At 64.8% G+C, this 23,571-nt stretch carries 19 protein-coding genes; 9 read left to right on the top strand and 10 right to left on the bottom strand.

Annotated features, from left to right (window positions below; translation table 11 throughout):
• Positions 1-150: 150 nt before the first annotated feature.
• The 3 genes from dalD to AWB81_RS20245 all read left to right on the top strand — a co-directional run bounded on the left by dalD (position 151) and on the right by AWB81_RS20245 (position 4,252).
• The gene (dalD, locus tag AWB81_RS20255) at positions 151-1,542 is read left to right on the top strand and encodes a D-arabinitol 4-dehydrogenase (protein WP_062638365.1); all 1,392 of its coding nucleotides are present in this window, start codon (positions 151-153) and stop codon (positions 1,540-1,542) included.
• Positions 1,543-1,686: 144 nt separating this feature from the next.
• Complete coding sequence (gene xylB / locus AWB81_RS20250; protein WP_062638335.1) at positions 1,687-3,168, top strand: xylulokinase; 1,482 nt, start codon at positions 1,687-1,689, stop codon at positions 3,166-3,168.
• A gap of 136 nt (positions 3,169-3,304) precedes the next feature.
• A complete protein-coding gene (locus AWB81_RS20245; protein ID WP_062638334.1) occupies positions 3,305-4,252 on the top strand; it encodes a sugar-binding transcriptional regulator in 948 nt (315 codons plus the stop codon).
• A gap of 203 nt (positions 4,253-4,455) precedes the next feature.
• Here AWB81_RS20245 and AWB81_RS20240 read toward each other — a convergent pair whose 3' ends face one another.
• The 6 genes from AWB81_RS20240 to AWB81_RS20215 all read right to left on the bottom strand — a co-directional run bounded on the left by AWB81_RS20240 (position 4,456) and on the right by AWB81_RS20215 (position 10,744).
• Positions 4,456-5,577 carry an ABC transporter ATP-binding protein gene (locus tag AWB81_RS20240; RefSeq protein ID WP_062638333.1) on the bottom strand — a complete coding sequence of 374 codons (1,122 nt, stop codon included), beginning with the start codon at positions 5,575-5,577 and terminating at the stop codon, positions 4,456-4,458.
• Between the two features lie 66 nt (positions 5,578-5,643).
• Positions 5,644-6,312 carry an HAD family hydrolase gene (locus AWB81_RS20235; protein WP_062638332.1) on the bottom strand — a complete coding sequence of 223 codons (669 nt, stop codon included), beginning with the start codon at positions 6,310-6,312 and terminating at the stop codon, positions 5,644-5,646.
• Positions 6,313-6,370: 58 nt separating this feature from the next.
• Positions 6,371-7,219, bottom strand: coding sequence for a carbohydrate ABC transporter permease (locus tag AWB81_RS20230; RefSeq protein WP_062638331.1), 849 nt, complete (start codon positions 7,217-7,219; stop codon positions 6,371-6,373).
• A complete protein-coding gene (locus AWB81_RS20225) occupies positions 7,216-8,151 on the bottom strand; it encodes a carbohydrate ABC transporter permease (RefSeq protein WP_062638330.1) in 936 nt (311 codons plus the stop codon). Before AWB81_RS20225 ends, AWB81_RS20230 begins: the two co-directional genes overlap by 4 nt.
• A 96-nt stretch (positions 8,152-8,247) precedes the next feature.
• Positions 8,248-9,609, bottom strand: coding sequence for an ABC transporter substrate-binding protein (locus tag AWB81_RS20220; RefSeq protein WP_087135079.1), 1,362 nt, complete (start codon positions 9,607-9,609; stop codon positions 8,248-8,250).
• 361 nt (positions 9,610-9,970) lie between these two features.
• Positions 9,971-10,744, bottom strand: a complete 774-nt coding sequence (locus AWB81_RS20215) for an L-iditol 2-dehydrogenase (RefSeq protein WP_062638329.1) — start codon at positions 10,742-10,744, stop codon at positions 9,971-9,973.
• A gap of 314 nt (positions 10,745-11,058) precedes the next feature.
• Here AWB81_RS20215 and AWB81_RS20210 point away from each other — a divergent pair, with 314 nt between their 5' ends.
• Genes AWB81_RS20210 through AWB81_RS20195 form a run of 4 tightly spaced genes read left to right on the top strand, consistent with a single transcriptional unit; the run spans position 11,059 to position 14,131 of the window.
• Positions 11,059-11,517, top strand: a complete 459-nt coding sequence (locus AWB81_RS20210; protein ID WP_062638328.1) for a Fur family transcriptional regulator — start codon at positions 11,059-11,061, stop codon at positions 11,515-11,517.
• A 40-nt stretch (positions 11,518-11,557) separates the two neighbouring features.
• A complete protein-coding gene (locus AWB81_RS20205; protein ID WP_087135082.1) occupies positions 11,558-12,439 on the top strand; it encodes a metal ABC transporter solute-binding protein in 882 nt (293 codons plus the stop codon).
• On the top strand, positions 12,436-13,356 hold the full coding sequence (locus AWB81_RS20200; protein WP_087135078.1) for a metal ABC transporter ATP-binding protein: 921 nt from the start codon (positions 12,436-12,438) through the stop codon (positions 13,354-13,356). Before AWB81_RS20205 ends, AWB81_RS20200 begins: the two co-directional genes overlap by 4 nt.
• Complete coding sequence (locus AWB81_RS20195) at positions 13,349-14,131, top strand: metal ABC transporter permease (RefSeq protein WP_062638326.1); 783 nt, start codon at positions 13,349-13,351, stop codon at positions 14,129-14,131. Before AWB81_RS20200 ends, AWB81_RS20195 begins: the two co-directional genes overlap by 8 nt.
• A gap of 710 nt (positions 14,132-14,841) precedes the next feature.
• Here the strand turns inward: AWB81_RS20195 and fghA are convergent.
• From fghA to AWB81_RS20170, 4 genes are all read right to left on the bottom strand, one after another.
• Positions 14,842-15,690: an S-formylglutathione hydrolase gene (gene fghA, locus AWB81_RS20185; protein WP_062638325.1), complete on the bottom strand. Its 849-nt coding sequence runs from the start codon at positions 15,688-15,690 to the stop codon at positions 14,842-14,844.
• Positions 15,691-15,706: 16 nt separating this feature from the next.
• Complete coding sequence (locus tag AWB81_RS20180) at positions 15,707-16,813, bottom strand: S-(hydroxymethyl)glutathione dehydrogenase/class III alcohol dehydrogenase (protein WP_062638324.1); 1,107 nt, start codon at positions 16,811-16,813, stop codon at positions 15,707-15,709.
• Positions 16,814-16,847: 34 nt separating this feature from the next.
• Positions 16,848-18,080 carry an AGE family epimerase/isomerase gene (locus tag AWB81_RS20175; protein WP_062638323.1) on the bottom strand — a complete coding sequence of 411 codons (1,233 nt, stop codon included), beginning with the start codon at positions 18,078-18,080 and terminating at the stop codon, positions 16,848-16,850.
• A gap of 79 nt (positions 18,081-18,159) precedes the next feature.
• The gene (locus AWB81_RS20170; RefSeq protein ID WP_062638322.1) at positions 18,160-19,584 is read right to left on the bottom strand and encodes a xylulokinase; all 1,425 of its coding nucleotides are present in this window, start codon (positions 19,582-19,584) and stop codon (positions 18,160-18,162) included.
• Positions 19,585-19,931: 347 nt separating this feature from the next.
• Here AWB81_RS20170 and AWB81_RS20165 point away from each other — a divergent pair, with 347 nt between their 5' ends.
• Complete coding sequence (locus AWB81_RS20165) at positions 19,932-21,305, top strand: nucleobase:cation symporter-2 family protein (protein WP_062638321.1); 1,374 nt, start codon at positions 19,932-19,934, stop codon at positions 21,303-21,305.
• 157 nt (positions 21,306-21,462) lie between these two features.
• Entirely contained in the window at positions 21,463-23,568 is a 2,106-nt protein-coding gene (locus tag AWB81_RS20160; protein ID WP_062638320.1) for a PhoX family protein, read from the top strand.
• Positions 23,569-23,571 lie beyond the last annotated feature (3 nt).

Raw genomic sequence — 23,571 nt, 5'->3', positions numbered from 1 at the left:
GCCTTGACTTTCCGCGATCCGGATACGATCATTCGCTCACAACGAGAGCAATTGATCGATCACCGGCCATCTGGAACCGAACTCCTCGCCGGCATCGACGCACAACAGCGGACGCCATCGACGGACGCTTCCATTCAGAGGACGACAGACATGACTAGCGAACGCAGTGCGGCCGCCGATGTGATCCTGCACATCGGCGCGGGATCGTTTCACCGTGCGCATCAGGCGTGGTACCTGCACCGGCTGATCGAGTCGGGCGACACGCGCTGGTCGCTGACCGTCGGCAACATTCGCGGCGACATGAACGCCGTGCTCGAAGCGCTCGCGGCCCAGGACGGCGCCTACACGCTCGAAACGGTGACGCCGCAGGGCGAGCGTGCGTACGAGACGGTCAAGGCGATCACACAGGTCGTGCCCTGGTCCGCCGATCTGAACGCGCTGGTCGTCGCGGGCGCCGCGCCCGAAACGAAGATCGTGTCGTTCACCGTGACGGAAGGCGGCTATTACCTCGACGAAAACGACCGGCTCGATACCGCCAATCCCGATCTCGCCGCCGACCTGAAAGGCGCGCGCACGACGATCTACGGCGCGCTCGCCGCGATTCTCGACGCACGCATGAACGGCAACGCCGGCAAGGTCACGCTGCAGAACTGCGACAACCTGCGCAGCAACGGCGATCGCTTCAAGGCCGGCATGCTCGAATTCCTGGAGTTGCGCGGCGAGACCGCGTTGCGGGACTGGATGACCGCGAACACGTCGTGTCCGAATTCGATGGTCGACCGCATCACGCCGCGTCCGACACCGGACGTGCGCGAGCGCGTGAAGGCCGCGACCGGCTTCGACGACCGTTCGCCGATCATGGGCGAGGCGTTCATCCAGTGGGTCATCGAGGATCACTTCTGCGCGGGGCGGCCCGCGTGGGAAAAGGTCGGCGCGGAACTGGTCGAGTCGGTGCTGCCGTATGAGGAAGCAAAAATCCGCATCCTGAACGCGAGCCACAGTTGCATCGCGTGGGCGGGGACGCTCGTCGGGCTGCAATATATCCACGAAGGCACGCTCGATCCCGGGATCCGCGCGTTCGCCGAGGCCTACGTCACCGAAGACGTGATTCCGTGCCTCACGCCGAGCCCGCTCGATCTTGCGAAGTATCGCGACGTCGTGCTCGACCGCTTCAGCAATCCGCATATCCAGGACACGAACCAGCGCGTCGCCGCCGATGGCTTCTCGAAGCTGCCCGGCTTCATCGCGCCGACGCTTTCCGAATGCTTCGCCCGCAACGTCGATCCGAACGCGACCGCCATCCTGCCCGCGCTCTTCTTCCGCTTCCTCGAACGCTGGCACGAGGGCAAGCTGCCTTACACCTATCAGGACGGCGTGATGGACCCGGCAGTCGCACACGGCTTCTTCGCCTCGCCCGATCCGCTCAAGGCGTTCGCGAGCGACAAGCTGCTGTGGGGCAGCATGGCCGCGTCGGAAGGGCTCGAGCGCGTGCTGCGCGCCGCCGTCGCACGCGCCGACGGATGGCTGGAAAGGCGCGCCTGATCCGCCCGCGCTTTCAGGCGCTCACACCGGCAAGCGGAGCCTGCGGGCTCCGTTCTAATGCTCATGGCGTAACGCGGGACGCGGCGCTACATTAGCGGGTCGCGGCTTCCACCATCGCCTTTCGCCTTCGATAAGGGTTCGTTCATGTATCTGGGTATCGACCTCGGCACCTCCGAAGTAAAAGTCCTGCTGCTCGCGAGCGACGGCAGCGTGATCGGCACGGCGGGCACGCCGTTCTCCGTGTCCCGGCCGAAGCCGCGCTGGGCGGAACAGAATCCGCTCGACTGGTGGGAAGGCACGCGCACCGCGCTCTTCGCCTTGCGCGAGAAGTTTCCGGACGAGTTCGCGCAAGTGCGCGGCATCGGCCTCTCGGGGCAGATGCACGGCGCCGTGCTGCTCGATTCGAACGATCGCGTGCTGCGTCCCGCGATCCTCTGGAACGACATGCGCAGCGACAAGGAATGCGCGGAACTCACCGAGCGCGCGCCGGAACTGCATCGCATCGCGGGCAATCTCGCGATGCCCGGCTTCACCGCGCCGAAGCTGCTCTGGGTCGCGCACAACGAGCCGGAAATCTTCCGGCAGACCGCTTGCGTGCTGTTGCCTAAGGACTATCTGCGCCTGCACCTGACGGGCACGAAGGTTTCCGATCCATCGGATGCGGCCGGCACGCTCTGGCTCGACGTCGCCCGCCGTGACTGGTCCGACGAGTTGCTCGCCGCCTGCGACATGTCGCGTGCGCAAATGCCCGCGCTAGCCGAAGGCAGCGAGCCGTCCGGCACGCTGCTTCCCGAACTCGCGCGCGAGCTGGGCCTGCATGACGGCGTGATCGTCGCGGCAGGCGGCGGCGACAACGCCGCGAGCGCGATCGGCATCGGCGCGACCGAACCGGGCGACGGCTTCCTGTCGCTCGGAACGTCGGGCGTGCTGTGCGTGGTCGGCGACCGCTTCCGGCCGAATCCCGCGTCGGCGGTGCACGCGTTCTGCCACGCGATTCCCGACCGCTGGCACCAGATGAGCGTGATCCTCTCGGCGGCGAGCTGCCTGCGCTGGGTCTGCAAGCTCACCTCCACCGACGAACCGACACTGCTCGCCGAAATCGCCGCGCTCGGGCCGGAATCGACGGCCATCGCTCCGCTCTTCTTGCCGTACCTGAGCGGCGAGCGCACGCCGCACAACGATCCGTTCGCGCAGGGCGTGTTCTTCGGCATGACGCACGCGACCGACCGCGCCCTGCTCGGCTATTCTGTGCTGGAAGGCGTGACGCTCGCGCTCACCGACGGCCTCGACGCGTTGCGCTCGGGCGGCACGGAGGCGCATGCGCTGTCGCTCCTCGGTGGCGGCGCGCGCAGTGCGTACTGGGGGCAGATGTTTGCCGACGCGCTCGACACGACGACCCGCACGCACGGCGGCGGCGAGACAGGCGCGGCGCTCGGCGCGGCGCGGCTCGGCTGGCTCGCGGCGGGCGGCGATCCGGCGACGGTGCTCGCGAAACCGCCCGTCAAGGACGAGTTCAGGCCTGACCAGGAACGACATGAATTGCTTCGCCAACGCTTGAAGGGTTTCCGGGAGCTGTATCAGCATGTGCGGCCGCTTTTCGATCCGGCGCGTCCGCGGCTCGCGTGAGCCGGGCAGCGGAATTCGTCACGGCCGCGATCTGACGGCGGCCCGACCGCCGCTCGCGGCCACACGCGAGGCACAATAACAATAACTAGGTGAGCGCCCGCTTCGGCGGCGCGAGCGCAACGACAACGACGACACCGTGCCCAAGTCCAACGAAAAACTCGATCTCGCGACGCGAGCCGCCTGGCTCTACTACGTCGCGGGCAACACGCAGAACGAGATCGCCGAGAAACTGCAGATTTCGCGGCCGGTCGCGCAGCGGCTCGTCGCGTTTGCGGTCGAGAAGAATCTGATCCGCGTGCGCGTCGATCATCAGATCGCCGATTGCCTTTCGCTTGCGGCGCAGTTGTCGAAGCGCTACGGGCTTTCGATGTGCGAAGTCGTGCCCATCGACGGCGATACCAGCGAGCAGGTCGACCGCAAGCTCGCCGTCGCGGGGGCGCAGGTGATGGAACGCTTTCTCGTCGAGGAAAAGCCGCTCGTCGTGTCGATCAGCAGCGGCCGGACGCTGAAGGCCGCCGTCGCGCAGATCGGGCAACTCGACCGGCCGCAGCATCGGCTCGTGTCGATGGTGGGCGCGATTGCGCACGATGGATCGTCGAATCGCTACGACGTCGCGCAACATCTTTCCGAGAAGACCGGCGGCAAGCACTTCATGCTGCCCGCGCCGCTCATGGCCGACAACGAAGCCGAGCGCGCGCAGTGGTGCAATCACCGGCTTTATCGAATCGTCGATGCGCTCGCGCAGAAGGCCGATGTGGCGTTCGTCGGGATCGGCAACGTGGGGATCAACTGTCCGCTGCATGAGGACGGGTTCATCACGTCGGCCGAAGTGAAGGAGCTGATGCAGGCGGGCGCGGTGGCGGAACTGCTCGGCCTGCCGATCGATGCCGACGGCGCGCGGGTAAATTCGACGACGGGCGCGCGAGTGACGAGCCTGCGGCTGGATACGCCGCCAAAGCGCCCGACGATCGGGTTTGCAGGCGGACAGAGAAAGCGGGAAGCATTGATCGCGACGCTGAAGGGCAAATGGCTGTCGGGGCTCGTGACCGACGAGCTTTGCGCGAGGGCAGCGCTGGAGGCGTGAGGCGCCCATGGTTTGCACCCTTTGCAAAAGGTGCGCTTCGGGCCTTGCTCCATGGATGCGGCGCCGCATTGCGCTCTCGCAGCATGGCTGAATGCGGAACAGAAGACAAAAGCGCCTGGCCGCAATGCAGTCCAGGCGCTTCGATCCTGTTCAGCCCCGCTCGACACCGAAAGTCGGCGAACGACCAGCGCTTCACGCGCTCATCAGGCCGCGGACAACACCTCGATGATCTTCCTCTTGAACGCCTGCCCTTCCGCGTTGAACAGATGGCAATGCTCCGGCGTGGCGCCGAGCTTGAGCGTCTCGCCGCGCGAGTGCCGTTCGAGCGGCGGAATCCGCGCGATCAGCCCGTCCGGCGCGACCGGCGTCTCCGCATAGAGATAGGCCGCATCCCCGAGCGATTCGACCGCCATCGTCGTGCTCGACACGCCATGCTCGACGGTCGCCGCCGTGCCCGCGTGCAGATGTTCTCCCCGGATGCCGACCGTCACCGCATCGCCGACCTTCACCGGCCCCGGCTCGACCGCGACCAGTTGCGTCTCGCCGGTCGCGTACTTCACGAGCACGCCGTCGGTCATCACCTGCGTGACCGTGCCGTTCAGGAAATTCATCTTCGGCGAGCCGATGAACCCCGCGACGAACTTGTTCGCCGGCGCGTGATAAAGCTGGTTCGGCGTGCCCACCTGTTCGACATTCCCCGCCGAGAGCACGACGATCTTGTCCGCGAGCGTCATCGCTTCGACCTGGTCGTGCGTCACGTAGATCATCGTCGTCTTGAGCTCGTCGTGCAGGCGAGCGAATTCGAGGCGCATCTTCACGCGCAGCGCGGCGTCGAGGTTCGAGAGCGGCTCGTCGAAGAGAAAGACCTTCGGCTTGCGCGTGATCGCGCGACCGATCGCGACGCGCTGCCGCTGTCCGCCCGACAGTTGCTTCGGCTTGCGGTCGAGCAGGTGGTCGATGTGCAGGATCTTCGCGGCGTTCTTTACCGCCGCGTCGATCGCGGGCTTCTTCTCGCCCGCGAGCTTGAGGCCGAACGCCATGTTGTCGTAGAGCGTCATGTGCGGATAAAGCGCATACGACTGGAACACCATCGCGATGCCGCGCTTCGCGGGCGGCAGTTCGTTCACGCGCGTGCCGTCGATCATCAGATCGCCGGCGCTGATGTCCTCGAGTCCCGCGATCATCCGCATCAGCGTCGACTTGCCGCAGCCGCTCGGGCCGACGAACACGACGAACTCGCCGTCGCTGATATCGAGGTTGACGTTCTTCATCACCTCGGTTTCTTCGTAGCGCTTGTTGATGCCGCGTAAGGTCAGACTTGCCATGATGTGTCTCCCATGCATCCGGTGCCGATAAGGCCAGTAGGGCCATTGGGGCCGTTGCCCCGGCCCCTAACGAATTTCGAAAGTCGCGTTCTGCAACCACTCGCCGACGAGCGCGGGCAGCCGCTTCATGTCATCAAAGACGACGCTCGCGCCCGCGCGCCGCAGCGCATCGATTTGTCCCTCCGTCGCGTGCCCGCCGCCGATGAAGCCGAGCACCGCCATGCCCGCCGCCGTCGCCGCGGTGACGCCCGTCACGCTGTCCTCGACCACCAGGCAGTGCGCCGTCGACACCCTGAGCGTGCGTGCCGCGGCCAGGTAGACGTCGGGCGCGGGCTTGGGGTTTTCGACCATGTCCGCGCAGAACCGCCGCTCGCCGAAGAAGCGCACGAGGCCCGTGCGCTTGAGCACAGTCTCGACATACGGCGTGAAGCTGTTGCTCGCACACGCCTTCCTCAGTGGGATTGCTGCCAGCGCCTCGGCAATGCCCGCGACGGGCGGTGCCTCTACGGCCGCCGCCTCGACCGCGCGGCGGATGGCGTCGATCTGCTCGTGCGTCAGCGTGCGATTGAGCGTGTCGGCCGTGCCCGCGAGCACGCCTTCGATCCGTAGGCCGAGCAGCGGCATCACGACCGGCTCGACATCGACGCCCGGCCAGAGCGCGTGCAGTTCTTCCACCAGCACCCGGCCCGCGACGGCCTCGCTGTCGATCAGCACGCCGTCGCAGTCGCAGATCATCAGGCGATCCGCGTGCTCGGCCGGGCTTGAAGTGAGGTTCAGGTCCACGAGGCCGGCCTCACTTCACGGCGCCGAAGGTCAGACCGCGCACGAGTTGCTTCTGCGACAGCCAGCCGACGATCAGGATCGGTGCGACTGCGAGCAGCGACGCCGCCGAGAGCTTCGCCCAGAACAGCCCTTCAGGGCTCGAATACGACGCGATGAACACTGTCAGCGGCGCCGCGTTCGAACTCGACAGGTTGATGCTCCAGAACGCCTCGTTCCACGAGAGGATCACGAGCAGGAGGCCCGTCGATGCGAGTCCCGGCAGCGACATCGGCATCAGCAGGTAGACGATTTCCTGCCAGGTCGTCGCGCCGTCGATGCGCCCTGCTTCGAGAATGTCGCGCGGCACTTCATTGAAGTACGTGAACGCCATCCACACGGCAATCGGCAGGTTGATGAGCGTATAGACGATGATGAGACCGGTCACGGTGTCGAGGAGACCCGTGTTCTTCCACAGCAGGTAGATCGGCACCAGCACGCCGACCGACGGCATCATCTTGGTCGACAGCATCCACAGCAGCACTTTCTGCGTCTTCCGGGTCGGGAAGAAGGCCATCGCGTAGGCGCACGGGACGGCGAGCACGAGGCACAGCACGGTGACGCCGAGCGAAATCAGCACCGAGTTCAGGGCGAAGCCGAAGTAGTTGCTGCGCGCGAGCACTTCGCGAAAACTCTCCAGCGTCGGCGTGAAGAACAGCGACGACGCATACGCCTGCTGCTCGGTCTTGAACGCCGTGATGGTCATCCAGAAGATCGGGAAGAACAGCAGGATCGCAAAGAACCACGCGAAGATGCCCGGGATGGCGCGCTTGACCGTGTCCAGGACCGGCACGGAAGTGGTTGCGGTAACGGGATGGCTCATGACTCGTACTCCCCTTTCAGGTTCTTCGCGAGCATCCGCACGAGGAAGAACGCGACGATGTTCGCCAATACGACCGCGAGAATGCCGCCGGCGGACGCGAGGCCGACGTCGAATTGCTGCAGGCCGAGCGCGTAGATCAGGTACGACAGATTGGTCGTCGCGGTGCCGGGACCGCCGCCCGTCGTGGTGTAGATCTCAGCGAAGATCGACAGCAGGAAAATGGTTTCCATCATCACCACGACCGCGATCGCGCGCTTCAGGTGCGGCAGCGTGATGAAGAAGAACATCGCGAACGGACCCGCGCCGTCGATGCGTGCGGCTTCCTTCTGTTCCTGGTCGAGCGATTGAATGGCCGTGAAGAGGATCAGGAACGCGAACGGCAGCCACTGCCACGCCACGATGATGATCACCGCGAAGAGCGGATACTGCGCGAACCAGTCGATCGGCTGCATGCCGAGCGCGAGCATGCCCTGCGCGATGAGCCCATACACCGGATGCAGGATCATGTTCTTCCAGATCAGCGCGCTGACGGTCGGCATCACGAAGAACGGCGCGATCACGAGCAGCCGCGCGATGCCCTGGCCGATGAACTTGCGGTCGAACAGCACCGCGAGCAGCACGCCGCCGATCACGGTGATCGCAAGTACCGAGCCGATCAGCGTCAGCGTGTGGCCGATCGAGGGGCCGAACGCCGGGTCGGTGGCGAGGAAATGATAGTTGTCAAAGCCGGCGAATCCTTTGACATCGGGATTGAGCAGGTTGTAGCGCGAGAACGAATACCAGATCGTCATCGCGAGCGGGATCGCCATCCACAGGAACAGCAGTCCGGTCGACGGCGTGATGAGCCAGCGGACCGACTTCGCGCGGCGCTTGTCGCGCTCGGCGGCAGACTCGGCGTAGTGGTCCGTCATGGGGGGATTCAGTTGACTCATGATCGTGTCACCTCTCGATGATGCGCGGGCCTCGCCGCGCTCTCAGTCGTGCGCGGCCCGCTTCACTGCGTTGGGTTACAGCAACGACTTCCGTACTTATTTCTGGTAACCCGCCTGCTTCACCGCCCGGTCGGCGGTGGCGTTGCCGGCCTTCAGTGCAGCATCGACGGTAGTCTGGCCGGCCACGACGCCCGCGATCGACTGCCCGACGACGGTCCCGAACGACTGGAACTCCGGAATGCCGACGAACTGGATGCCGCTATAAGGCACCTTCTTCAGCGACGCATCGTTCGGATCGGCCGATTCGATCGCCTTCAGCACGAAGTCGCCGAACGGCGCTGCCTGCTTGTACTCGGGACGCGCGTAAGTCGACTTGCGCGTGCCGGGGGGCACCGACGCCCAGCCTTCGTCCTTGCCGACCATCTCGATGTATTCCTTCGACGTCGCCCACGCGATGAACTTCTTCGCCGCGTCCTGCGACTTCGACGTCTTCGGGATCGCGAGCGACCACGACCACAGCCAGTGCGAACCCTTCGGCGTCACCGCGACCGGCGCCGCAGCGAAGCCGATCTTGTCGGCCACCTGCGACTGCGCCTTGTTGTAGAGCATGCCGGCAGCGACCGTCGCGTCGATCCACATTGCGCACTTGCCCGAGGACATCAGCGTGAGGTTTTCATTGAAGCCGTTCGAGCTGGCTCCCGGAGGGCCGTCGCTCTTCAGGAGGTCCGCATAGAAGCTGACCGCCTTCTGCCACTCGGGCGAGTCGAGCTGGGCTTTCCAGTTTTCATCGAACCAGCGGCCGCCGTAGGTGTTCACCACCGTCGACACGAACGCCATGTTCTCGCCCCAGCCCGCCTTGCCGCGCAGGCAGATGCCGTACTGACCTTTCGACTTGTCGGTGAGCTTGTCGGCGAACTGCTTGATCTGGTCGTAGGTCGGCTGATCGGGCATCTTGAGACCGGCCGCCTGGAACAGGTCCTTGCGGTAGTAGGTCATCGAGCTTTCGACATAGAACGGCAGCGCGTACAGCTGGCCACTGTACGAGAGACCGTCGCGGGCGGTCTTCACGACGTCGTCGAGATCGTAGGACGCGGGCAGGCCGCTGATCGGCGAGAGCCAGCCGCGCTTGCCCCACAGCGGCGCTTCATAGGTGCCGATCGTCACCACGTCGAACTGGCCGCTGTTGGTCGTGATGTCGGTCGTGGCGCGCTGGCGCAGTACGTTCTCCTCCAGAATCACCCACTTGAGCTGGATGTCGGGATTCGCTTTTTCGAACGCCGGGGAGAGCTTCTTCAGCTCGATCATGTCCGGATTGTTCAGCGTGGCGACCGTGACGGTCGTGGCGGCCTTCGCTGTCATGGAACCGAGCGCGGCAGCGGCGAAGGCGGCAAGGGCGAGCGTGCGGGCAGCCGTCGTGCGGCCCTGCAATGCTCGAACGTTGAATTGGGCGCGTTTCATGTTGTTTCGTCTCCTTTTTCGTGAGCACGGGCACTCGTGCTGCGTGGCTTGCCTGTTTGCAGGCTCGATGCGGTTGGTTATGGATAGTGTGGGTTGGCCTGATGCGTATTCACGCGCCTCGGCGTGCATGAGGCGCATAGCGTTGCGACTCCCTGTACGTGTTGCCGGCAAAGCTGCCTGATGATGCAAACTCGCGGTGCAAGTTACCGATGCAAGTAGCGGCGTGCGCCGCCGTTCGACTGCGTTCCGACCGTCGTTCGGTCTTGCGCCGTTCCAATATAGACGGCGCAAGAAGGCATTCAAGTGAAGCGAAGCCTGATGGCACGGCGGGCAGCGCTTACGCGCGCCCCGACGCGCGCAATCAGCTCATCCAGTTGCCGCCGTCCACGTTCAGGGTCTGCGCCGTGATGTAGTCCGAATCCGCCGATGCAAGAAAGAGCGCCGCGCCGGTGAGATCGGCGGGAAGCCCCATGCGGCCGAGCGGCACCTCCTCGCCGACGAGCCGCTTCTTCTCGCCAAGCGGCCGGTTCTCGTACTTCGCGAAGAGCGCATCGACCTGCTCCCACATCGGCGTATCAACGACACCCGGCGCAATGCCGTTCACGTTGATGCGCTCCTTCGCGAGCGCGAGCGCCGCCGACTGCGTATAGCTGATGACCGCCGCCTTGGTCGCGCAATAGTGCGACACGAGCGCCTCGCCGCGCCGTCCCGCCTGCGACGACATGTTGATGATCTTGCCGCCGCGTCCCTGCTCGACCATGCGCTTCGCGACCGTCTGCATCAGGAAGAACATGCCCTTCACGTTGACGGCGAAGAGGCGGTCGTACACGTCCCAGGATTCGTCGAGGATCGGGCGCATGTCGAAGAGCGCCGCGTTGTTGAAGAGGATGTCGACGCCGCCGAAGCGCTCGACGGCCGAATCGACAATGCGCTGGATGTCTTCGCGCTTCGTGACGTCGCCGCGCAAGGCGAGCACGCGGTCGGCGATGGCGGTGAAACGCTGTGCCAGTTCGCCTTCGTCCTTTACGTCGACGACGACGACTTTCGCGCCTTCGTCGAGATACCGCCTGGCAACCGCCTCACCGATGCCGCTCGCCGCTCCGGTGATGATCGCGACCTTGTCTTGCAGTTTCAAGGCTGTCTCCGAGTTCATATTTTTCCGGTCGTCGCACTGAGCGAACGCTCTGCACGCGAACAATTGCTCTCTCTTTGATCGAATGATCGGTGACGCATCGAGCGCTGTCAAGGCGCGTTGCGATCTTTCGATGCTGCGGCGCGCAATCCCGTCGTCCCCGGGAAAACCCCTGCTGGCGCGGCTGACAGCGCGGTTACAGGCATTTCGGGCGAGGTCGTGCCACGCAAGTTCGGCATGCAGAAGCGAGTGATACGTTATATCATCTCGGTAAATTCCGACGCCGCTGACGGCTCGCTCACCTACCTCGAAATCTCATGTCCGCGTCCTACGAACAGATGCTCTCGCGAGCCGAACGGCTCGCCGCCGAACGCGGCCTCGCGCTCACCCCGCTCAGGCGCCAGGTCTACGAACTCGTCCTGCGCGCGCAAAAACCGATCGGCGCCTACGACCTGATCGACGCGATGGAGCCGCATCGCGGCGGGCGCGTGCCGCCCACGACGATCTATCGCGCGCTCGACTTCCTGGTGGAGAACGGCTTCGTACACCGGATCGCATCGAAGAACGCGTTCTTCGCGTGCTGCGATGTCGGCCAGCCGCACGAAAGCCAGTTCCTGATCTGCGACGAATGCGGCGCGACGCTCGAAATTCCCGGCGACGAACTCGCCTCGACGCTCTCCGCGAGCCCGCCCGCGCACGGCTTCGAAGTGCGCCACCAGGTCGTCGAACTGAGCGGTGTTTGCAGCGACTGCCAGCACAAGCATCGCGACGCTTGATTCCGGTCAAATTCCGATCAACCCGACACCCAACAACAACATGAAAAGACTTGCCATTTTTCTGGCCGGAGCAGCGCTTGCGCTCGGTTTTTGCGGCAGCGTGGCGGCCCAGACCGCGCGCATTCCGGTGGTCGCCGCGGAGAATTTCTACGCCGACGTGGTGAAGCAACTGGGCGGCGACCGCGTCCAGGTGACGAGCATCCTCAACAATCCCGACGAAGACCCGCATCTCTTCGAAGCCAGCCCGAAGACGGCGCGCGCGCTGCAGCACGCGGCGCTCGTCGTCTACAACGGCGCTGACTACGATCCGTGGATGGACAAGCTTCTCGCCGTATCGAAGGGTGAGAAGCGCACGACGATCGTCGTGGCGAATCTCGTTGGCAGAAAGTCCGGCGACAACCCGCATCTGTGGTACGACCCGGCGACGATGCCCGTTGTCGCGAAGGCGGTGAGCGGCTATCTCGTGCAGGCCGACCCGGCGCACAAGACCGACTACGACGCTCGGCTCGCGACATTCCTCTCGTCGCTGAAAGCTATCGACGACCGGGTCGCGTCGCTGCATGCGCACTACAAGGGCGTGCCGGTGACCGCGACCGAGCCGGTCTTCGGCTACATGGCGGACGCGATCGGCTTCGAGATGCGCAACCAGCGCTTCCAGCTCGCCGCGATGAACGAAACGGAGCCGAGCGCCTCCGACATCGCCGCCTTCGAAAAGGATCTGCGCGAGCGGCGCGTGCACGTCCTGCTCTACAACAGCCAGGCCACGGAGGCGCTGACGAAGCGCATGCTCAAGCTCTCGAAGGACTGGCACGTGCCGAGCGTAAGCGTCACCGAAACGCTGCCCGCCGGCAAGACGTTCCAGCAATGGATGCTGACGCAGCTCGACGCGCTTTCGGGCGCGCTACAGGGATGGCAACGATGACCGACGCTTCAGGCGACACCCGCGCGAACGCGATCGAAGTGGATCACGTGACGCTGGAACTCGGCGACCGCGCGATTCTCGACGACGCGAGCTTTACCGTTCTCAAGGGCGAATTCATCGGCGTGCTCGGGCCGAACGGCGCCGGCAAGACGACGCTGATGCGCGCGCTGCTCGGCCTTTTGCCGCTGTCGAGCGGATCGATTCGCGTCGATGGCGAAGCGGTCGTGCGCGGCAATCCGTCGATCGGCTACATGCCGCAGATTCGCAGCGGCCTCGCGGGACGGCGCGTTCGCGGACGGGATTTCGTCGCGATGGCCGCGGACGGGCATCACTGGGGCCTGCCGCACGCGAGTCCCGCCGTGCGCGCCGATGTCGAACGCGTGCTCGATCTGGTCGACGCTCACGCGCTGGCCGCGCGGCCGCTGTCGGAGCTTTCGGGCGGCGAGCGGCAGCGTCTGTTGCTCGCGCAATGCCTGCTCGGCAAGCCGAAGGTGCTGCTGCTCGACGAGCCGCTCATCAGCCTCGATCCGCGGCATCAGACGGGTGTCGTCGACCTCGTGCGGCGCGTGCAGCGCGAGCTGGGTATCACCGTCCTGTTCTCCGCGCACGAGCTCAATCCGCTGCTCAACTCGCTCGATCGCGTGCTGTATCTCGGCAATGGACGCGCGGCGCTCGGCACCGTCGACGAGGTCATCACGAAGGCGGTGCTGTCGCGGCTATACGGCTCGCCGATCGACGTGATGCGCGTGAACGGACGCATCTTCGTGATGTCGGGCGGTGTCGAGATCGACAAGCTTGACCACGCGCACGAAGAAGGCGACGAGGGTCACGAGCACGACCATGAGCATGACCACGATCATGGCCACGGTCATGGCCACGACCATAAGGCCAAGGGAAAGCACACGCACAATGTTTGAATACGAATTCATGGTGAACGCCTTTGCGGCGTCGGGGATCGTCGCGGTGCTGGCGGGCATCGTCGGATATTTTCTGGTGTTGCGCGGACAGACCTTTGCGGGTCATGCGCTTTCGCATGTCGGCTTCACGGGCGCGACGGGCGCTGTGCTGGTGGGCGTGTCGCCGCTCTGGGGCATGGTGGGCTTTACGCTCGCGGCGGGCGTCGGCATGGGCGCGCTCGGCGAGCGGCTGTCGGGGCGCGATGTCGCCATCGGCGTGATTCTGTCGCTGTCGCTCGGGTTGGGGTTGCTGTTCCTGCACTTCTTCACGGCATACGCGACGCAGGCGACAGCGCTCCTCTTCGGCAATGTGCTCGGCGTGAGCCGGGAGACGCTTGCCGTTCTAGCGGGACTCGCGACGGTCAGTCTGCTCGCGCTGGCGGCGATCATGCGACCGTTGCTGTTTGCCTCGCTGCAGCCCGAACTGGCCGAGGCGAAAGGTGTGTCGTTGCGGCTCGTGTCGGTGCTGTTTCTTGCGGTGACCGCGCTCGCGGTTGCTGCGTGTACGCAGATCGTGGGGGTGCTGCTCGTGTTTGCGCTGATGGTCGGGCCTGCGGCCGCGGCGCAAAACGTGACGACGCGGCTCTGGACCGGGCTCCTGCTCGCCGCCGTATTTGCGCTCGGGCAGGCGTGGGCCGGGCTCGTGCTCGCCTACTACACGGACTGGCCCACCAGTTTCTGGATCACGATGCTCGCGGCGCTGGTTTATGGCACGAGTCTTTTGAGGCGGCGGTGATGCTTGCGGTTTTTGGAGTGGATAGGTTGTGCTTCTATGGAACTTGCTTTCGTGTCGGTCTATTGGCACTGCCCCTGTCCGGGGCCGGACTTACTTTCTTTGCTGCTGCAAAGAAAGTAAGCAAAGAAAGCAGCTTTTTTAGGCAGCAGTCGCAGCATGTCAACGCATCCGCGTCATTGAGTGGCCCAGCGCCTAAGTGTCGCCCTCAAACATCCGCCCGGCTTGGTGCGCGGCACGCAATGTGACATCGCGCAGTGTACGAATTGGCACAGCAGTCATTCATCCGTTTTCGCTTCGCTGGACGAAAGGTCCATTCAGTCGTGCGGTTGAGGGTCGCGGTTGAGATGGCGGTAGCGGCCGCAATCCGCTGGTTTTCGATCGTGCCCGTCGTCCGAGCGAAGCGCGGACGGACCGGAACGCAGCGCATACCACTCTGTTGGAGTGCGAGGGGTGCCAGTGCGTGCCGCGCACCAAGCCGGGTGGATGTTTGAGGGCGACACTTAGGGGCTGGGCCACTCTGTATCGCGAGGGTGGTCGCGTCCTAATACTGTTGGCCCCCTAGCTGCTTTCTTTGCTTACTTTCTTTGCAGCAGCAAAGAAAGTAAGTCCCGCCCCGGACAGGGGCAGAGCTAATAGACCACAAAGAAAGCAAGTTCCATAGAAGCGCAGCACCGTCGTCGAATGGAGTTAAAGAGCGAGCACCTGAAGCCTCAGGCGCGCAAAACCTGCGCATGATGCGCAACATGCTCCCCGATGAAGGTGGAAATGAAGTAATACCCGTGGTCATAGCCTTCATGCTGGCGCAGCACGACCTTCTGTCCCGCGCCGTTTGCGGCAGCCTCGAACACATCGGGATATAACTGCTCTGCGAGAAACTGATCCGCAAGCCCCTGATCGATGAGGATGCCCTCGGCAAACCGCCCCGCCGACGCTCCCGCGACCAGTTCACTCGCGTCATACCGCTTCCACGCTTCGCGATCCTCGCCGAGATAACCTGAAAACGCCTTCACTCCCCACGGGCAGCGCGAAGGCGCCGCGATCGGCGCAAATGCCGACACCGACCGGTAGAGATCGGGATTGCGCAGGGCCAGCACGAGCGCTCCATGTCCGCCCATCGAATGCCCGAAGATACCGAGCCGGTCGCCGAGCACGGGCAACTCCGCCAGCACCGCCTCGCGCAGATCCTGCGTCACATACGAATACATGCGGTAATGCTTCGACCAGGGTTCCTCGGTCGCATCGACGTAAAACCCCGCGCCGACGCCGAAGTCCCAGGCCGCGCCCTCGTCCGGAATGCCCGCGCCGCGCGGGCTCGTATCCGGTGAGATCAGCGCGATGCCATGCTCGGCGGCATAACGCTGCGCGCCGGCCTTGATCGGAAATGTCTCTTCGGTGCAGGTGAGCCCCGCGAGATAGAAGAGCGCAGGCACCTTCCCCGACGACGCCTGCTGCGGCAGAAACACGGAAAAGCGCATCGGCAGACCGATCGACTTCGAGTCGTGCCGATAGGTCCGCTGCACGCCGCCCCACGAACGATGTTCTTCCACAAGTTCAAGCATCGTCGCCGCCTCCGGTTTAGTAGACCACGACCGAGCGGATCGACTCGCCCTTCTTCATGAGATCGAAGCCCTCGTTGATACGCTGGAGCGGCAGATGATGCGTGATCAGGTCGTCGATATTGATCTTGCCTTCCATGTACCAGTCGACGATCTTCGGCACGTCGGTGCGCCCGCGCGCGCCGCCGAATGCCGAGCCCTTCCACTCGCGGCCCGTCACGAGCTGGAACGGACGTGTCGAGATTTCCTCACCCGCCGCCGCCACGCCGATGATGAACGACTGGCCCCAGCCCTTGTGCGTGCATTCGAGCGCCTGACGCATCACCTTCGTATTGCCGATGCACTCGAACGAATAGTCGGCGCCGCCATCGGTCAACTGCACGATGTGATCGACGACGTTCTCCACGTCCTTCGGGTTGATGAAGTGCGTCATGCCGAATTTCTTCGCGAGTTCCACGCGGCCCGGATTCAGGTCGACGCCGATGATCTTGTCGGCGCCCACCATCTTCGCGCCCTGGATCACGTTCAGGCCGATGCCGCCCAGTCCGAACACGACGACGTTCGCGCCCGCCTCGACCTTTGCCGAATACACGACGGCGCCCACGCCCGTCGTCACGCCGCAGCCGATGTAGCAGATTTTGTCGAAGGGTGCGTCTTCACGCACCTTCGCGACCGCGATCTCAGGCACGACGATGTAGTTCGAAAACGTGGACGTGCCCATGTAGTGAAAGAGCGGCTTGCCGTCCAGCGAAAAGCGCGAGGTCGCATCGGGCATCAGGCCGCGGCCTTGCGTCGAGCGGATCGCCTGGCAAAGGTTGGTCTTGCGCGAAAGGCAGAACTTGCACTGGCGACATTCCGGCGTATAGAGCGGAATGACGTGATCGCCCTTTTTAAGCGTGCCGACGCCCGGCCCCACATCGACGATCACGCCTGCGCCTTCGTGCCCGAGAATCGCCGGGAAGAGGCCTTCCGGATCGGCGCCGGAGAGCGTGTAGTAGTCGGTGTGGCAGATGCCCGTCGCCTTCACTTCGATCAGCACCTCGCCGGCGCGCGGCCCTTCGAGATCGACTTCCTCGATCGTCAGCGGCTTGCCCGCTTCCCATGCAATGGCGGCTTTGGTTTTCATGGTGTCGCTCCTTTCATGACAATGCAAAACGGTTTCAGCGCGTGACGTTCAAGACTTCGTAGCATGCGCCCATCGAGTGGTAGTCGACCTTGCCGGCCGGGCTTTTCTCGTCGCTGTACTGGCGGTTGTCGCGGGTGAGGATGCGATACCACGCGCCGTACTTGTGATCGACGAAGTGCGCCCAGCTATAGGCCCACAGTCGTTCGTATTCGTTCCAGTAACGCCGGGCCGCGGTTTCGTCGCCCTGCTCCGACATGCGCCCGGCGAGCAGCGCGGCCGCCGCCAGCGATTCGGCCTGGACCCAGAAATACTTGTCTTCGTCGTAGAAGCGGCCTTCGGGGTCGAAGCCGTAGACCATGCCGCCGTGCTCGCCGTCCCAGGACAGTTCGAACGCGCGGTCGAACAGTTCGCGTGCTCGTTTCAGATGCCACGCATCCGGCCGATGCCGGTCGAGGATCAGCAACAGCTTGGCCCACTCGGTCTGATGCCCCGGCTGAAAACCCCACGGACGAAAGATGTTGCTGCGATCGCCCTTGTTGTACTCCCAGTCGATCGACCAGTCGGGCTTGTAGTGCTCCCACACGAGCCCGCCCGCGAGCGCCGCCTGCCGGTTCACCATGTTGTCGGCGAGGAGCGCGGCGCGGTCCAGATAGCGCGCTTCGCCGCTCGCTTCGTAGGCCGCGAGGAACGCCTCGCACGCATGCATGTTCGCGTTCTGCCCGCGATAGTCCGACACTTGCCAGTCCGCGGTCGCTTCGTCCTTGTAGAGGCCGTGCGGCGCGTCCCAGAAGCGCGTCTCCATCAGGTTCCAGGTTTCATCGAGGTAGGCGCGCGCCTCTTCGAAGCCGGCTTCGAGTGCCTTCGCATAAGCGAGTACGACGAACGCCAGGCCGTAGCAATGATTCGTGGCATCGGTGACGTCGCGGCCGTCCAGCGTCCACGCGTAACCACCCGTCTCCGGATTGCGATGAAACCGGCGCAGATAGTCGATGCCATGCGCCACGCCGCCGCGATACTCGTCGAGGCCGAAGTGCCTGTATGCCATCGCATAGTTGAAGACGAAGCGCGTGCTCGAAACGAGATGCCGCGTCTTGCGGTCGTAGATCGTGCCGGCGTTCTTGTAGAAGTGGTAGAAGCCACCCGCCGGGTCCATGCAGTGCGGGTGATAGAAGGTCATCGTGCGCAGCGCGTGATCCAGAAGGAACTCGCGTGAGCGGAAATCGGGTTGTGCAGGCTGTGCGGATGTCGTGGTTTCGATGGCGGGCATGGAAAGGTTCGAAGTGTTGTCTCGACGTCGCGCGCTCCAGCGACGCGGGGTTCAAGTGTAAGCGTTCAGCAGTTTGATGTCAGAACCAGTCTTTGACGCGTCCGTACAGATCGATGAAGCGTGCATGGCGTTCGTCGAGCGCGGCGTCGTCGCGTGGCGTGGCGGCGAGCGTCGTCGACGGCGCCAATGTGGCGAGATCGCCCGCGTGCCAGTGGCCGACCGCGAGCCCGCCGAGCAACGCCGCACCGCGCGTCGCGGCGTTCGGGCAATCGACGGCATGGAGTTCCACCTTCAGCGCATCGGCGAGCAGTTGCCGCCAGCGCGGATCGATCGAGCCCCCGCCCGCAAGGCGCATCGCGGCAATCGTCGCGCCGCTCGAACGGATCGCGTCGAGACCGGCCCGCAACGAAAACGCGACACCTTCGAACGCCGCGCGCATCAGCGTGCCGCGCGTGTCCCCGAGACCGAGACCGAGCCAGCCGCCGCGCGCCGCCGGGTTCATCCACGGCGAACGCTCGCCGCTCAGGTACGGCAGGAAGCTCACGCGCGCGGACGGTTGCGCGGCGAACGCGTCTTCGTAGGCGCGCGGCCAGGCATCGAATGCGAGCCAGCCGCGCACGGCTTCCAGCGCCACGCCCACGTTCTGCATCGCGGCCATCTGGTACCACTCGTCCGTGGCCGCGCGATATGCGTGCAATCCGGCGACCGAAGCCGGCGCATCGTGCGACATCACGACGATCTGCCCGCCCGTGCCGGTGGTGAGCAGCGCGTCGCCATCGCGGCAAAGGCCGCTGCCGAGCGCGGCGCAAGGCGTATCACCCGCGCCGACCGCCATCACGACGCCCGCCTTCAATCCGAGCGCGGTTGCAGCCTCGGCGGACAGCGTGCCCGCCGCCGCATACGAAGGCGCCAGTTGCGCAAACCACGTGCGCGGCAGGCCGAGCTTCGCGATCGACGCGTCGTCCCAGAGGCCGGACGGCTCGGCAAGCGCGGTCGCGCAGGCGTCGGACGGATCGGTCGCGATGGCGCCGTCCATTTCGCCACCCAGCCGCGTGCGCAGCCAGTCCTTCGGCTGCAGCGCCCAGCGCGCTTCGTCGAGCAGTGCCGGTTCGTTGAGCGCGATCCAGCGCAAGAGCGGCCCGGCCATGCCGGGCGCGACGGGATTGACCTGTGGCAAAGGCCACGCATCGAGCAGATCCCGGGCGCGCGTGTCGGGCCAGAGCATCGCGGGGCGCAACGCGCGCCCTTGCTCGTCCGTCAGCACGACGCCGTGCATCTGCCCGGAGAAGCCGATCGCGCGCACTGCCTCGCGCTCGGCCGCCGGCAGTCGCGACGCAGCGGCGACGAGCGCATTCCACCAGTCGTCGACCGGCGTCTCAGCCCAGCCGGGATGCTCGGTCCTGACGGCATAAGCCGCATTCGAGAACGCGATTTCGCGTCCGTGCTCGTCGACGATGGCGAGTTTCAGCGAAGCCGTGCCGAGATCGATGCCGAGAAAACGCATGGGAGTCGAGGTCCAATGAGCGCGGTCGAAAAGATAAGGGAAAGCCCGCAGAAGCGCGGGTTAACCCGCCGTCTCCGCACGAGTGATCGAAAACGACCTATATCGGCGGACGGATAAACATCATAACGACGCGCACAAGATCGTGGCCTTATGCCGCGCGACAAATATCGGGCGATGTGCGTCAAGCCCCTTGCAGCAAGGGCTTCGGACCGATCACCCCGATCCTTCGAAGCGTTTCGCATATCGCCTGGCGAACGCGACGTATAGAGCCACGCAGTCTTGTTGAGCCTTTTTGTGGCGCTTACCTTTGATGCCACTCAATCAGAACAGCAATCAGGAGACAGCATATGGCTTCGAACACCGTACATCCCTGCGACGAGCGGCTACCCACCGGACAATTGCTCACGCTGGGCATTCAGCACGTTCTCGTGATGTACGCGGGCGCGGTCGCGGTTCCGCTGATCCTCGGCGCCGCGATGAACCTGCCGAAGGACCAGATCGCGTTCCTCATCAGCGCCGACCTGTTCTCGTGCGGCATCGCCACGCTGATTCAGACGCTCGGCCTCTGGATCTTCGGCATTCGCCTGCCGGTGATCATGGGCTGCACGTTCGCCGCCGTTGGCCCGATGGTCGCGATCGGCACGAATCCGAGCCTCGGCATCCTCGACGTGTTCGGCTCGACGATCGCGGCGGGTGTCGTCGGCATCGTGCTCGCGCCGATGATCGGCAAGCTGCTGCGCTTCTTCCCGCCAGTCGTGGTCGGCACCGTGATCGCGGTGATCGGGCTCTCGCTGATGGGCGTCGGGATCAACTGGGCGGCGGGTGGCGTCGGCAATCCGGACTACGGCAATCCCGTGTACCTGCTGCTGTCGCTCGTCGTGCTGATGCTGATCCTGCTCATCAACAAGTTCATGCGCGGCTTCATCGCGAACATCTCGGTGCTGCTCGGGATGGTCGCGGGCTTCGCGATCGCGGCGACGCTCGGCCTCGTCAACATGGACAGCGTCGCGCACGCACCGTGGGTCGGCGTCGTGCTGCCGTTCCACTTCGGCCTGCCGCACTTCGACCCGCTCTCGATCGCGACGATGATCATCGTGATGTTCGTCACCTTCATCGAATCCACCGGCATGTTCCTCGCGGTCGGCGACCTGGTGGAACGTCCGGTCGACCAGAAGGCGCTCGTGCGCGGACTGCGCGTCGACGGACTCGGCACGCTGATCGGCGGCATCTTCAACTCGTTCCCGCATACGTCGTTCTCGCAGAACGTCGGGCTGATCGGCGTGACGGGCGTGAAGAGCCGCTTCGTCTGCGCGACGGGCGGCGTGATCCTCGTGGTGCTTGGGCTCTTTCCGAAGATGGCGCAGGTGGTCGCCTCGGTGCCGCCGTTCGTGCTCGGCGGCGCGGGCATCGTGATGTTCGGGATGGTGGCGGCGAACGGCATCAAGGTGCTGTCAAAAGTGGACTTCGTGAAGAACCACCACAATCTGTTCATCGTCGCGGTGAGCATCGGCCTCGGTATGGTGCCGGTCGTCGCACCGAAGTTCTTCTCGCAACTGCCGCATGCGCTCGAACCGATTCTGCATAGCGGGATTCTGCTGGCATCGGTGTCGGCGGTGGTGCTGAACATCATTTTCAACGGCGTGAGAAAGGAACGCGATGCGCATCGCGAGATTCGCAATGCGGGTCATGATTTCGACGGGACGGCAACGGAAGCGAAGTAAAGCCGCAACAGTGATCGAGTGAAACGGAGACGCCGCGACGAAAGTCGCGGCGTTTTGCGTTTGGCGCAAACCCGATAAACGAGAAAGTACTTTGTAATAATATTTCCATACAGACAGCCTACATTCGTGGATTCTTCTCCCCCTCGGAAAATCCACAATGAGCAAGAACCGCTACGCCCACAAGCCCGAGACCTACACCGAACCCGACGACGACAACCCTAGCGCTAACTTTCATTTCACCGACATTCTGAACGCCCGCCTGACCCGCCGGCAGACGGTGATCGGCGGCTTGTCGGCGACGACGGCCGCGCTGTTCGGCTCGTTCTCGCTCTCCGCTTGCGGCGGCAGTTCCAGCGACAATCCCGCCACGCCGGCCACGCCGCCCGTCACGAAGGCCGCGCTCAATTTCAGCGCCGTGGGCCACAGCCTCGACGACATCGTGAAGGTGCCAGCGGGCTACAGCGTCGGCGTGCTGTACGCGCTCGGCGATCCGCAGCAGTTCGGCGATGCGAGCTGGTCCGGCAACGGCGCCGAGACGGGCGAATCCTACGACCGCCGCGCGGGCGACCATCACGACGGCATGCACTTCTTCGGTCTGGCCGACGACGGCACTTACGCCGCCTCTCGCTCGGACCGCGGCGTGCTTTGCGTGAACCACGAGAACATCACGCAGGCGTACCTGCACGCAGCCGGTCCGACGACGGTCGCAGGCGCGCGCCCCGCCGCCGAAGTCGACAAGGAAGTGAACTGTCACGGCGTCTCCGTGCTGGAACTGAAGCGCGCGACCGGCAATGCGCTGCAATACGTGCGCGCCTCGCGTCTGAACCGGCGGCTCACGGCGGCCAGCCGCTTCGCGATCGAAGGACCGGCCGCCGGTTCGGCGCGCATGAAGACGCTCTACGCCGCCGACGGCGCGGCGACGCGCGGCACCGTCAACAACTGCGCGAACGGCTACACGCCGTGGGGCACGTATCTCACGTGCGAAGAAAACTGGGCCGGCTACTTCAAGCGCGCCGCCACCGACACCGCGCGCACCGATGCTAAAAGCCTCGACCGCTACGGCGTGAAGACCGGCCAGTCGGGCAACTATGGCTGGAGCACGCCCGAGGGCGACCTGTACCGCCGCTGGGACACGTCGTCGACGGCCGCCGTCGATGGTTCCGCCGACTATCGCAACATCGCGAACACGTTCGGCTGGGTGGTCGAAATCGATCCGTTCGATCCGGCCTCGACGCCCGTCAAGCGCACCGCGCTCGGCCGCTTCGGACACGAGGGCTGCCAGCCGGCGAACCCGGTGGAAGGCCAGCCGCTCGTCTTCTACATGGGCGACGACAGCCGCAACGAGTACATCTACAAGTTCGTGTCGAAGGCGCCGTGGTCCGCCGCCGACAAGGGCCGCGCCGCCGGCGCGACGTATCTGAACGAAGGCACGCTCTACGTCGCGAAGTTCAACGCGGACGGCACCGGCAGCTGGGTCGCGCTCTCGACCTCGAATCCCGCGCTCGCATCGTTCGCTAGCGACGCCGACATCCTCATCGACACGCGACTCGCAGCGGACATCGTAGGCGCGACGAAGATGGACCGGCCGGAGTGGACGGCCGTGCATCCGACGAACGGCGAGGTCTACGTGACGCTCACGAACGGCACGAGCGCCGTGCGTCCGCAAAGCGCGACCGATGCCGCGAATCCGCGTCCGGGCAACGTCAACGGACATATCGTGCGCTGGCGCGAAGCGAACTCGCGCGCCGACGCGACGCAGTTCCAGTGGGACGTGTATCTCTTCGGCTCGCCGTCGGCGGAGGCGCCGGGCTACAACCTCTCGGCGCTCACCGACAACAACGACTTCTCGAGCCCCGACGGCCTCTGGTTCGACTCGCGCGGCGTGCTGTGGATCGAAACCGACGACGGCGCGTACACGTCGACGACGAACTGCATGCTGCTCGCGGCGACGCCGGGTCAGGTCGGCGACGGCGGCGCGATCACTGCGGGCGGAGGCACGGCGACGTTCAAGGGCGCGAATCCGGGCGAGCAGAATCTGCGGCGTTTTCTGGTCGGACCGAAGGAATGCGAGCTGACCGGCATCGCGATGACGCCCGACAACAAGACGCTGATGGTGAACATCCAGCATCCGGGCGAAGGCGGCACGGCTTCGAAGCTCACGAGCCATTGGCCGGATAGCCAGGGCAACGCGGCGAGCACGGCGCGTCCGCGCTCGGCGACGATCTTCATCACGAAGGACGACGGCGGAGCGATCGGGATTTAAACG

It is taken from the genome of Caballeronia arationis (genome assembly GCF_001544975.2).
GTDB lineage: Bacteria > Pseudomonadota > Gammaproteobacteria > Burkholderiales > Burkholderiaceae > Caballeronia > Caballeronia arationis.
The sequence above is the reverse complement of the archived record's forward strand: the minus strand, read 5'-3'. Positions and strand labels throughout refer to the sequence as shown.

What these genes read in the sequence shown, in the direction of transcription:
- dalD (WP_062638365.1), top strand. Translation starts at nt 151, where the DNA reads ATGACTAGCGAACGCAGTGCGGCCGCCGATGTGATCCTGCACATCGGC.
- xylB (WP_062638335.1), top strand. Translation starts at nt 1,687, where the DNA reads ATGTATCTGGGTATCGACCTCGGCACCTCCGAAGTAAAAGTCCTGCTG.
- AWB81_RS20240 (WP_062638333.1), bottom strand. Translation starts at nt 5,577, where the DNA reads ATGGCAAGTCTGACCTTACGCGGCATCAACAAGCGCTACGAAGAAACC.
- AWB81_RS20235 (WP_062638332.1), bottom strand. Translation starts at nt 6,312, where the DNA reads ATGATCTGCGACTGCGACGGCGTGCTGATCGACAGCGAGGCCGTCGCG.
- AWB81_RS20230 (WP_062638331.1), bottom strand. Translation starts at nt 7,219, where the DNA reads ATGAGCCATCCCGTTACCGCAACCACTTCCGTGCCGGTCCTGGACACG.
- AWB81_RS20225 (WP_062638330.1), bottom strand. Translation starts at nt 8,151, where the DNA reads ATGAGTCAACTGAATCCCCCCATGACGGACCACTACGCCGAGTCTGCC.
- AWB81_RS20220 (WP_087135079.1), bottom strand. Translation starts at nt 9,609, where the DNA reads ATGAAACGCGCCCAATTCAACGTTCGAGCATTGCAGGGCCGCACGACG.
- AWB81_RS20210 (WP_062638328.1), top strand. Translation starts at nt 11,059, where the DNA reads ATGTCCGCGTCCTACGAACAGATGCTCTCGCGAGCCGAACGGCTCGCC.
- AWB81_RS20205 (WP_087135082.1), top strand. Translation starts at nt 11,558, where the DNA reads ATGAAAAGACTTGCCATTTTTCTGGCCGGAGCAGCGCTTGCGCTCGGT.
- AWB81_RS20200 (WP_087135078.1), top strand. Translation starts at nt 12,436, where the DNA reads ATGACCGACGCTTCAGGCGACACCCGCGCGAACGCGATCGAAGTGGAT.
- AWB81_RS20195 (WP_062638326.1), top strand. Translation starts at nt 13,349, where the DNA reads ATGTTTGAATACGAATTCATGGTGAACGCCTTTGCGGCGTCGGGGATC.
- fghA (WP_062638325.1), bottom strand. Translation starts at nt 15,690, where the DNA reads ATGCTTGAACTTGTGGAAGAACATCGTTCGTGGGGCGGCGTGCAGCGG.
- AWB81_RS20180 (WP_062638324.1), bottom strand. Translation starts at nt 16,813, where the DNA reads ATGAAAACCAAAGCCGCCATTGCATGGGAAGCGGGCAAGCCGCTGACG.
- AWB81_RS20175 (WP_062638323.1), bottom strand. Translation starts at nt 18,080, where the DNA reads ATGCCCGCCATCGAAACCACGACATCCGCACAGCCTGCACAACCCGAT.
- AWB81_RS20170 (WP_062638322.1), bottom strand. Translation starts at nt 19,584, where the DNA reads ATGCGTTTTCTCGGCATCGATCTCGGCACGGCTTCGCTGAAACTCGCC.
- AWB81_RS20165 (WP_062638321.1), top strand. Translation starts at nt 19,932, where the DNA reads ATGGCTTCGAACACCGTACATCCCTGCGACGAGCGGCTACCCACCGGA.
- AWB81_RS20160 (WP_062638320.1), top strand. Translation starts at nt 21,463, where the DNA reads ATGAGCAAGAACCGCTACGCCCACAAGCCCGAGACCTACACCGAACCC.